The organism is Marinobacter segnicrescens, from assembly GCF_900111555.1.
In the GTDB taxonomy this organism is placed as follows: domain Bacteria; phylum Pseudomonadota; class Gammaproteobacteria; order Pseudomonadales; family Oleiphilaceae; genus Marinobacter; species Marinobacter segnicrescens.
Window position 1 is genome coordinate 97,588 of sequence record NZ_FOHZ01000003.1, and the last position, 8,179, is coordinate 105,766.

9 protein-coding genes and 1 pseudogene are annotated in these 8,179 nt (G+C 59.9%); 6 read left to right on the forward strand and 4 right to left on the reverse strand.

What is annotated here, in order from left to right; all coding sequences use genetic code 11:
- Positions 1-27: 27 nt before the first annotated feature.
- Together BM036_RS04660 and BM036_RS04665 are read right to left on the reverse strand one after the other, a co-directional pair.
- Entirely contained in the window at positions 28-717 is a 690-nt protein-coding gene (locus tag BM036_RS04660; RefSeq protein WP_091849077.1) for a histidine phosphatase family protein, read from the reverse strand.
- A 3-nt stretch (positions 718-720) separates the two neighbouring features.
- Positions 721-1,533, reverse strand: a complete 813-nt coding sequence (locus BM036_RS04665; RefSeq protein WP_091849078.1) for an SDR family oxidoreductase — start codon at positions 1,531-1,533, stop codon at positions 721-723.
- 124 nt (positions 1,534-1,657) lie between these two features.
- Here BM036_RS04665 and BM036_RS04670 point away from each other — a divergent pair, with 124 nt between their 5' ends.
- Positions 1,658-2,572: a LysR family transcriptional regulator gene (locus tag BM036_RS04670; RefSeq protein ID WP_091849079.1), complete on the forward strand. Its 915-nt coding sequence runs from the start codon at positions 1,658-1,660 to the stop codon at positions 2,570-2,572.
- 22 nt (positions 2,573-2,594) lie between these two features.
- On the opposite strand, the gene BM036_RS04675 is transcribed toward BM036_RS04670, so the two are convergent.
- Entirely contained in the window at positions 2,595-2,951 is a 357-nt protein-coding gene (locus BM036_RS04675) for a hypothetical protein (RefSeq protein WP_091849080.1), read from the reverse strand.
- 5 nt (positions 2,952-2,956) lie between these two features.
- Positions 2,957-3,736: an EAL domain-containing protein gene (locus tag BM036_RS04680; RefSeq protein ID WP_177185994.1), complete on the reverse strand. Its 780-nt coding sequence runs from the start codon at positions 3,734-3,736 to the stop codon at positions 2,957-2,959.
- 273 nt (positions 3,737-4,009) lie between these two features.
- On the opposite strand from BM036_RS04680, the gene BM036_RS04685 reads away from it, so the two are divergent.
- The 5 genes and pseudogenes from BM036_RS04685 to BM036_RS20190 form a co-directional block, all read left to right on the forward strand.
- Positions 4,010-5,161: an isocitrate/isopropylmalate dehydrogenase family protein gene (locus BM036_RS04685; protein ID WP_091849081.1), complete on the forward strand. Its 1,152-nt coding sequence runs from the start codon at positions 4,010-4,012 to the stop codon at positions 5,159-5,161.
- Between the two features lie 117 nt (positions 5,162-5,278).
- Entirely contained in the window at positions 5,279-5,890 is a 612-nt protein-coding gene (coaE, locus tag BM036_RS04690; protein ID WP_091849082.1) for a dephospho-CoA kinase, read from the forward strand.
- Positions 5,891-5,893: 3 nt separating this feature from the next.
- A complete protein-coding gene (locus BM036_RS04695; RefSeq protein ID WP_245742472.1) occupies positions 5,894-6,964 on the forward strand; it encodes a hypothetical protein in 1,071 nt (356 codons plus the stop codon).
- A 25-nt stretch (positions 6,965-6,989) separates the two neighbouring features.
- Positions 6,990-7,724 (forward strand): tRNA (N6-threonylcarbamoyladenosine(37)-N6)-methyltransferase TrmO, encoded by a 735-nt coding sequence (tsaA, locus tag BM036_RS04700; protein ID WP_091849084.1) that lies wholly within the window; start codon positions 6,990-6,992, stop codon positions 7,722-7,724.
- Between the two features lie 40 nt (positions 7,725-7,764).
- Positions 7,765-8,179: pseudogene (locus tag BM036_RS20190) on the forward strand (hypothetical protein); the annotation flags it as partial.

An 8,179-nucleotide genomic window follows, 5' to 3' on the forward strand; every position in this document is an offset into this window, starting at 1 on the left:
ACGCTCCTTCAGTCAATCGTTGATCCATCAGCGGAAAGTGACCAGGTCCTGCCCTTCCGCCTCCAGGTGGCTGTAATTGTTGAATACCGCCAGACTGCGTCGCCGTCCCGAGTACAGCACACGGGTAACACTGGTATTGGCTATCACCTCGTTCAGCGCCAGTGCCTTGCTGTCACTGAGTTCCAGCAGGCTCTGTATGGTCACAGCGATAGGGCCGCCGGAGGTAGACACGAAAACATCGCCACCATTGGCCCAGCCAATCAGCTCATCCAGCGCGCCATTAACCCGGGCCTTGAACTCCACCCAGCTTTCCGGGTACTCACCATCATGGTCGCCACTGACCCAACGCTGGACCGCCTGCGTAAAGGTCTGCTGGAAGGCTTTCGCCGGATGCCCGGTAGCGGCCAGGTCCGCCTGCATGCGCTCCCGGTCTGCCCACTCGGGCCGGAAGCGGTGCACCACAGAGGTGGGATCGAATTCGTTGAAGCCGACAGCCACCTGCATGTCGGGAAACGGTGCCCGGTAGCCAGATGCAATGGCCTCCACGGTTTCCCTGTGGCGCTGCATATCCCCACCAATCACCACGTCCGGGTGTACCCTGCCCGCGAGCCAATGTCCTAGTACACGTGCCTGTTCCCAACCCGTTTCAGACAACTGGTCATAATTGTGATTGCCAAAACTGGCCTGGCCATGCCGAATCAGATAAATCGTCGCCACAAGTCAGCCCCCTGCCATGCGTTTGATCCAGCGCCGGCTTTCCCGGTGCATGATATAGTCAAAGGCCCAGGGTGCATGGCGTTTGAGAACCCACAAGCGCCTTTCCTTCTGATGGGGCAGAACCCAGAAATCCCCCTGGCGAACAGCCCGGGCGATATCGTCCGCGACATCCTCCGCACTGACAGACGACCGCTTCATCAGTCCATTGATATTCTGCTGGATTCCCGGCAGGTCCGAGCGCATACCGCTGGCCAGGTTGGTGCGGAAGAACGACGGACACACACAACAGATGTGTATGCCAGCGTCCCGCAACTCCAGACTCAGGGTTTCTGACAACGCGATCACGCCTGCCTTGGACACGTTGTAACTGCCCATCATGGGCGCAAGCATGAGACCTGCCATGGACGCGACATTGACAAAGGTACCGCTGCCCTGGTGCTTGAACAGCGGGGTAAACACCTTGCAGCCTCGAACGACTCCCAGCAGGTTGATGTCCAGTATCCATTCCCAGTCAGCAATGGTGGAGTCTTCGATGGACCCGGCGGTGGCCACGCCCGCATTGTTGACCACGACATCCACGCCACCCCAACGTTGCTCAAGTTCCGACCGCACTTTTTCCAGGTCCGTCAGCCGGCGTACATCGCAAGGCAGGAACAGCCCTTCGCCACCTGCCGCATTGATCTCGTCCTCCGTAACCATGCCGTCTTCCGGGTTGACGTCACCGATGCAGACTTTCGCACCCTCACGGGCATAATGCAGCGCCAATGCCCTACCCAGGCCGCTGGCACCACCGGTAATAAAGATTCTCTGGGACATTCCGGGAAATCCACTCAAATTTGTCGTAACGGGCCAGTCTAGTGGGGCACCAAGTATTACGCGACTGAATTATTCTAATCCGTTACTATTATCGAAATTCATTCAGTAGCGAGACAGCACCCTGATGGCCTCAAACCGGTTAGATCTTAACCTGCTTCACGTATTCGATACCATTTACCGGGAAGGTAGCCTGACCCGTGCGGCCCGGGCGCTGAACCTGACCCAGCCCGCGGTCAGCCACTCTCTAGCCCGCCTGAGAGACCATTTCGACGACCCGTTATTTTCGCGCCAGGGCAACCGGATGGTCCCTACACCACTGGCACGACGTTTCGTGGAGTCCATGCGACCTGGCCTGAACCAGATTCACAGTGCCGTAAACCAGTTCCATGCCTTTGACCCTTCCAGCCATCGCAAAACCTTCGCCCTGGCTCTGCGCGACGTGCTGGAATCCACTTTCCTGCCCCAGCTGGTTACCCGGCTGAACGACTACCCGGAGATCGAGATCAACAGCCAGCGGGTGGCCCGAAGGGATATGGAAAGTCTGCTGGCTGCAGGCCGACTGGATTTCGCTGTGGACGTGCTGCTACCGATCAGCGACCAGACTGCCCACGAGCAACTGCGAAAGGATCGGCGCGTGGTCATCGCCAGGAAGGGGCACCCGCTGGAGGGTCAGGACCTCACCATGGACAAGTACCTGTCCGCAAAGCACATCCTGGTGTCATCAAGGAATGAAGGGCCTGGTATCGAGGACTTCGAACTGTCCCGAATGGGACTGCAACGCCAGATCCGCCTCCGGTGCCAGCATTACTACGCCGCCTGCCAGGTCGTCGAGGGTTCGGACCTGCTACTGACAATGCCGGAAGGCTACGCGCGTCAGATGACTGCGCGGTCCGATACCTGCATCCTCAACCCGCCCGAGGGGTTGCCAGACGTTGATATTCACCTTTACTGGCACCAGGCTTACGAGAAAGAACCAGCACTATTGTGGCTGAGGGAGCAGTTTCACGCCGTGGCGACGGACTACCAGGGCGGCGCCTGAGCCAGGTCACCTGCGAAAAGGCTCAGAAAACCCCGACCACCCAGAGGAAACCGGCAAAGCCGGCACCGGTCAGCACCAGGGCCAGGCTAACAACGCCGAGCCCCCACCAGACCGCGGCAGCGTCTGACACGCCGACATCATGGGCCCTGACAGTGCGGTAAAACGCCCAGGGCCCCAGCAGGAAGGCACCGAAAACCGCAAACACCAGCCCCAGGCACACGCCAGTGAACGTCCAGGTAGCCAGCGCCGTGGCTCGGTCGTTCAGGTTATCAGTGACCTTGTGGCCCTGCAGGAACTTCCGGCAAAGCAACCAGATGAGGCCGTAGAGCACAGCAACAAAGGCAATGCCGCCAATCAGCGTAATGAGACGATAAAGCACCGGGCCTAGCCCCCCTGCCCAATATCCGGAAAACAGGGTTCCGGCAGGGTCTCGAACCCGGGCCTGGCAAAGAGATAGCCCTGGAACAGGCGAATTCCCCGGGTGCGGAGCCAGGCATACTCCTCCACGGATTCAACACCTTCTGCGACGATGCGCCCGCCAAGCTGGGTCATCATGGTAATTATTCCGTTGACGACAGCCTGTTTGTTGGGCTCACGGTCGATATCGCGGATCAGCCCCATATCCAGTTTGAGCAAATCCGGGGGGCTGGCCGTCATCAGGTTGTAGCGGGAAAAGCCGGCGCCGAAATCGTCGATCGCCGTACTGAAACCCATCCCCTGGTATGCCTTGATGATAGACACCAGGTGATCGACCGAAGACAGGTCTTCACCTTCCGTCAGTTCGAAGATGATCTTTCGGGTGTCAAAATTGTAGGTTTTCGCGGCAGCCAGCGTGGTACGGATACAATATTCCGCCTGGTACACAGCGTTGGGCATGAAGTTGATACTGAGCATGGCCTTCATACCCAGGCGGGCGGCGAGCTTGACCGCCTTGACCCTGCAAACCTGGTCAAAGGAATAACGATTCTGCTCGTTTACCTGTGACAGAACGCTCCAGGCACTCTCACCACCGGTGCCCCGCACCAGCGCTTCATAGGCAAAGACAGACTCGTCAAACACGTCAACGATTGGCTGGTAAGCAAACGAAAACTGGAAATCCAGGCCCTCCCCACAAGCACACTGGCCACAATGGGATTCATCAAACAATACTTCTGGCCGCTCCACGCATGCTCCTATGTGTTAGCGAGTAGGAAAGCCTGCTCCTGCATGAAGCTTTACACACAGGAACCCCGTTTCACTATAGACACCCGGCGGGGGTCCGTAAATGTATTAAAAGACTGACGAATCCAGCCTGCCTGACTACACTGATCCAGAGGCCCGGAAGGCGCCTTGGCTCTGCTCCCGGAGCCCTTGCGTTTTCAGTCTGACAAGAGTACCCGTATCCGGGTACCCGTTCTGCAAACAGTTGTAAATTCGCAGCTCATGGAGTGTTGATCTATGCCCGAGCCCCTGCGCATCGCCGTAACGCCCGGCGACGGAATTGGTCCGGAAGTCGTGACCGAGGCGGTTCACTGCCTGGAACGACTGCGGGAGAAACACCAGCTTCCCCTGGAGTGGACACGGTTCCCCTGGCCATCCCACGCCTGGCATGAGCAACATGGCGAGGTAATGCCCGCTGACGCCTTGCAGCAGCTTGCGCGCTACGATGCCATTCTGTTGGGGGCATTGGGTGACCCGGGGCCCATGGATGACCCGGATCGTTACCTGCTTCCGGACAGCGTATCCCTCGCCCCGTTGCTGGAAATGCGCAAAGGCTTCGACCAGTGGGTTTGCGAACGGCCAGCCCGGCTGCTGCCCGGCGCGCGACAATACCTGGCCGACGACCGGGCGCGGGACATTGACATGCTGGTGATTCGGGAGAACAGCGAAGGCGAGTACGTCGGCCAGGGTGGCCGCCTGCGTCAGGGCACCGAACATGAAGTAGCGACCCAGATGGAGGTGTTCACTCGCCGGGGCACAGAGAGCATTATCCGCTATGGCTTTGAACAGGCCCGCCAAAGGGCCGAAGCGAGGCGTGCCGAGGGCCGCAAGAGGGAGTTTCGCAGCCCCCAATGCCGGGTCAGCGAAAGCCAGGTCTGCTTGATCACCAAACGCAACGCCCTCCGCTACTGGGGCGACATGTACACCGAAGTCTTCCAGGAAGTTGCCCGGGACTACCCCGATGTCGCCACCCACCATGAACTGATCGATGCAGCCTGCATGAAATTCGTGCAGGCCCCCTGGGCCTTTGATGTGGTTGTCGCCAGCAACCTGCAGGGCGACATCCTTACCGACCTGGCCGCAGTGCTGTCCGGCGGCATGGGGGTAGCGCCCTCCTGTAACCTGAACCCGGACAACCCGGACATGCCATCCATGTTTGAGCCCACCCACGGCAGCGCGCCGGACATCGCTGGCCAGGGCCTGGCCGATCCCACCGCGATGCTGTTTACGACTGCCCGCATGCTCGACTGGCTTGGCCGTAAGGAACCGGTGTTGGCAAAGGCCGGGCAGGAACTGTTTGACGCCATGGCCGCGGACCTGGCGGAAAACGGCGGCACACAGCGGGATACCCGTACAATCGGAGACTCGGTCCTGGCCAGGTTGGGTTAAACCGGACATAAAACAATGATGCATCCGGCCTCGGGTCCGTGGCAGAATCCTCACCCACTGACCCTTGGGGCGTAGGCAATCCTTACGCCTCCCCGGAAAACAACGAACGAGGTATCGATGGGCAAGCCTGCGGTAATCGGCCTGACCGGTGGCATCGGAAGCGGAAAATCCACTGTAGCAAAGATGTTTGGTGCACTGGGTGTGCACTGGGTAGACGCCGATATCGTGGCGCGAGAAGTGGTAGAACCGGGGTCACCCGCACTGGCAAGGATTGCTGAACACTTCGGCGACCATATCCTTCAGCCCGATGGCAACCTTGACCGGGCGGCTTTGCGCACCATTGTGTTCAGGGACGCCAATGAACGTGAATGGCTGGAAGCCCTGCTCCATCCTACCATTCGCGATGAGTTGGCCCGCCAGCTGCAACCGGACCACTACGACTTACCCTACGTGTTACTGGTTTCTCCCCTTCTGCTGGAGACGGATCAGCATACCCTTGCAACCAGTGCCATCGTGGTGGATGTGCCAGTGGAAACCCAGATCGACCGGACCATGAGCCGCGACGATAATGACCGCGAACAGGTGGAACGGATCATCGCCGCCCAGATGCCACGGGAGCACCGCCTCAGCCGCGCTGACTACGTGATCCGTAATGACCAGCCCCTGGCTGAGGTGGAAAAACAGGTGCAGGAACTGCACAAGCAACTTCTGGACAGCTGTCGGGGATAGATATTGGCGCTCCTTCAATCTGCTGTCCATCGCTACCGGCTGCCGGCCATCGCCCTTATGCTGGCGTTGGGGCTGGGCACACCGGTCCTGGCCGAGCCGTCGGTATCGGAATCCCTGTCACCGGACAACCTGCCTGCCGACTTCTACACCTTTACCCCGGAAGAGTTCTGGCGGGAACCCCGCGACTCCTACTGGTTGAATTTTTCCAACTGGGTGATCCACCACGAGCACGTACAGTCTGAACGTATCCAGATTCTGGGGGCCTGGGCTGATCGCACGTTGTCCGGCAATGCCCGGTCACTGCCCGGCAACGAAAGTTACCTGAGGCTGGGGCTGGCCGCCGAGTCCGAAACCGGCAAACTGGCCAGCGTTGAGCCTGAAGCCCGCTTCAGACTCGACCTGCCCACGGCCGAAGAGCAGCTGAGGGTAGTACTGGAGAGCGAAAGCGATGAACTGGTTCCCCTCGGAGAGCGCCGTCGCAGCCGACAGCTTACTGATGACCAGCGCTCCGACAGCGATGCCACCGGGGCACTGCGCTATCTGTCGGTCATCTCGGACACAATCAACCTGAGCAACGATATCGGTGCCCGGCTGCGCTTTCCCCCGGACGCTTTCTGGCGAGCCACGGCGCGGGGGGACTGGCGGCTGTCGGACTGGCGCGTGGGCGCACGTCAGCGGGTCTATTATTTCCACCAGGACGGCTGGGGCGCATCGTCCTGGCTCGGATTCGGCAGGGACATTGGCAATGGCTGGACCTTCCTGGCCAGCTCCGAGGCAGTATGGGTACACGATGAGCGCCAGTTCGACCTGGCCCAGATCCTGGATTTTCACAAACGGCTCAATAACCGCTCGGAGCTGAACCCCCGGTTAGGTGTACTCGGTGAAAGCCAGCCCACATGGCGGCACACCGGCTACTTTGCAGATGTTACCTGGCGTTACCGTCTCTATCAGAACTGGCTCTTCGGGGAGGTCATTCCCTCGGTTGAATTCCAGCGAGACAATGACTTCAAGGAACACACCGCCTTGCTCGTGCGCCTGGAGATGTTCTTCTCGGGCCGCATCCTGTCACGCTGAGTTTCCCGCAAGCCAAGGAGCTACTGTGCCGCGCCACCCTGCCAGACCTGCCCAAGAAGCTCTCACGCTGACGCCCATCGCAATAACCCGGTCCTGCTTCCGGGACAAGTTTGGCGTGCCCCGCCAGCCTGGCCTGACCCGTCACGCCTGGGCGGAGCTGGTTATCCAGCCCCCGTTCAATCGGGAGGATGCGTTCAGGGGACTGGAAACCTGCAGTCACCTGTGGCTCACCTTCCAGTTCCACGAGGCGGTCAGGGCTGACTGGCGACCAGTGGTCCGACCTCCCCGACTCGGCGGCAACCGCAAGGTCGGCGTTTTCGCCAGCCGCTCGCCCTTTCGCCCCAACAGCCTTGGCCTCTCTGTCGTCCGCAACGAGGGACTGACCCGGCGTGAAGGCGAGCTGATATTACGCATCCGCGACCACGACCTCATAGATGGCACCCCCATACTGGACATCAAGCCTTACCTGCCCTTTGCCGACGCCATCCCGGATGCTCGCATCGGCTGGGCCGGCGAAACGGCACCGGGCCGGCTGCCCGTCCGGTTTTCTGATGAAGCCCTGTCCCAGCTTGCCGCCCTCCCCGGAGAGCACTACCCTGATCTGAAAGGGTTGATCGAGGATGTGACCTGCTATGATCCAAGGCCGTCGTTCCGCCGTGGCCGGCAGGACGAAGAACGGATCTACGGCGCTCACCTTTATGACCTGAATGTCCGTTTCAGGTTTGACACTGTCGGTGTTGTTATATTGACAGTCTGTTAGACTGCCGTATGGAATTCTGTATCACAGGGAAACATGTGCCTTGTCTGCATCCAGAGTGATTGCTGCCGTGACCCGAGCGCTCAGCGTACGCCCGCTGGCCGCGCGGCTGCTGGCCTATGTATTACTCTTCAGCCTGGTGGTCGCACTTGTCGCCACAGGGCTGCAGCTGGCGGGCGAAACCAGCCGTCGCTTTGGTGAAATCCGTAACCTCCAGCAGAAAACCGCCGAGATTATTGAAGGCAACCTCAGCCAACAGCTGTGGCTGATGAACTTCGACGAGGTGGAAAGTATGCTGGGTGACCTGCTCGCCTTCGAAGTCATCCAGCACGCGGAGATCACCACCACCAACGGGCAACAGTTCAGCATCGGCGAGTACCCGGAAGGCGATGTTATCACCCACGAACACCCGTTACGGATTACCGGCTCCACGGTAATCGACACGCCGACGCTCGGCC

Bases quoted from the DNA above. Each gene is read 5' to 3' on its own strand.
- BM036_RS04665 (WP_091849078.1), bottom strand. From the start codon at position 1,533: ATGTCCCAGAGAATCTTTATTACCGGTGGTGCCAGCGGCCTGGGTAGG.
- BM036_RS04670 (WP_091849079.1), top strand. From the start codon at position 1,658: ATGGCCTCAAACCGGTTAGATCTTAACCTGCTTCACGTATTCGATACC.
- BM036_RS04685 (WP_091849081.1), top strand. From the start codon at position 4,010: ATGCCCGAGCCCCTGCGCATCGCCGTAACGCCCGGCGACGGAATTGGT.
- coaE (WP_091849082.1), top strand. From the start codon at position 5,279: ATGGGCAAGCCTGCGGTAATCGGCCTGACCGGTGGCATCGGAAGCGGA.